Consider the following 2,035-nt stretch of genomic DNA (forward strand, 5'->3'; position numbering starts at 1 on the left):
GGCTCGGGCGAGCAGATGGGCGGCGCGGCAGCGTACCCGTGTCGCCGTCGCCTGCGTCACCACGCGATCGGGAGGGAGAGCGGCCCCTGGATCGTGTCGCCTGGTGAGATCGAGATCTGATCGATCGGGGTGGCCAGGTGCAGGTTGGGCAGGCGGGTGAACAGGGCCCGCAACGCGATCTCCATCTCGACGCGCGCGAGATTGTGACCGAGACAGAGGTGGGTGCCGAAGCCGAACGAGACGTGCTGGCGTGCCGAGCGTGCCAGGTCCAGCTCGTCGGGGGCCGGGTAGAGGGACGGGTCCCGGTTGATCAGCGAGGTCGCGAAGAACACCGCGTCGTCGGGGCGGATGACCACCCCTCCGATTCCTATCTCCTTGGTGGCCACCCGGGCCAGGCCTTCCACGATGGAGAGGAGTCGCAGGAGTTCGTTCACGGCGTTCGGGAACAGCGAGTCGTCGGCCCGCAGCGCGGCGAGCTGCGCGGGGTGCTCCAGCAGCGTCAGGGTGCTCAACGTGATCATGTTGGCGGTCGACTCGTGACCGGCGATGAGCATGAAGATCGCCAGGCTCACCGCGTCCTGACGTTCCAGCTCGCCCGCTCGCAGGTGGGCGACCAGGGTGTCCAGCAGGTCGTCACCCGGGTCGCTCTCCTTGCGGGCAATCAGTTCCCCCATGTAGGTCATGAGTTGAACGGCGGCACCCGCGGCCTCCTCGCCCGTCGTGGCGCGCAGCAGGAGCGAGGACTGCTCCTCGAAGAAGGCGTGGTCGGTGTAGGGCACGCCGAGCAGCGCGCAGATCACGCTCGACGACAGCGGGAGCGCGAACGCCGTGGCCAGGTCGGCGGTCGGGCCCTTCTCGATCATGTCGTCCAGCAGCTCGTCCACGAGCTGCTGGATCCGCGGGCGCAGGTCGGCGACACGCTGGTTGGTGAACCTCGGCAGCAGCATGCGGCGTTGGGCGTGGTGCTCGGGGCCGTCGGCGCCGAGCAAGGGGGTGCGGCGCTGTTCGAGCGGGATGGCCGCGAAGCGCGGCGAGGGCACCGGGAAGGCGGGGTTCTCCCGGACCGACGACAGGCGCTCGTCGGTCAGGAGCTGCCGTGCTTCGGCGTGACCCGTCACGATCCACGCCTCGCGCCCGTCGTAGAGTTTGGCGCGGGTGATCGGCCCCGCCTCGAGTAACGGCTGGTAGCCGGTGGGCGGCTGGTAGGGGCAGGAGCGATCCTGCGGGTAGGAAACGGCTTCTGTCACGTCTGCACCCCTAAGGCGAATGTCGGTCCCCGGCAGCAACTGTGCCCGGGCACTGGATCATCCCGGTGCGTCCCTGAGCGGTCAACTATGGTCGGCTGTGCGTGGGTTCACCGCGACGCGGGGCCGCGCGGTGCGCCCGCGTGCGGGGGCCCTGTCCTCCTCGGGTTTCCGGTCGGGTTTCCGGCTCCCGCCCGTGCCGCGGGACGACGACGCGATCGTCGGTGTCCTGGGCGGCCAAATGACCTTGGCGGGGTGTTCCGTTTGCGTCAAGGTTGATCAAGGCCCTTCAATTCCCTTGATGTGCAATTGCCGTGGGGTATTGTGAGTGCTCCTGTGGTCCGAACAGGCGTACGTGGTTTTTTTGGGGGGGCGATGAGGGCATGGTCGTGGAACGGCAGGCGCGAAGGCGCGTCGTGGAGGTTCTGCGGACCTGTCCCAAGGCACACTCCAGCCCCTCTGCGCTGTGACGTTCGACCACCGCACGCCCGGCAGAATCCTGGCCTCGACGATGAGTTCATTTCCGGTACGCGTGCTGTTCGTTGTCGCGTAAGGCGCCCGCTCGTTCTTCAGCGCAAACCTGATTCAGACGCGGCTTCGAGGGAGATCGTGCGGAGAGTCCGATCCAGCGGATGCCGGCGGCCGACGGAGCCCGCACGGCCTGTGATTGCACCGCCGTCTTGATCCGCTGTCGGATCGACACACGAAGTTGAAGTCCTTTCCTGATCGCCGCCCCGCTCGGTCGTGGCCTGGCTCGATCGGGATCTCGGGGGTTGAAAGAGGGCTTTTCT

The 2,035-nt window shown here is 67.7% G+C and carries 1 protein-coding gene; it reads right to left on the reverse strand.

Annotated elements, in window-relative coordinates; genetic code table 11:
* Window positions 1-56: 56 nt before the first annotated feature.
* Window positions 57-1,247, reverse strand: a complete 1,191-nt coding sequence (locus AB0I77_RS14690; protein WP_363282901.1) for a cytochrome P450 — start codon at window positions 1,245-1,247, stop codon at window positions 57-59.
* Window positions 1,248-2,035 lie beyond the last annotated feature (788 nt).

This window comes from Streptomyces sp. NPDC050619 (genome assembly GCF_040654815.1).
Taxonomy (GTDB): Bacteria; Actinomycetota; Actinomycetes; order Streptomycetales; family Streptomycetaceae; genus Streptomyces.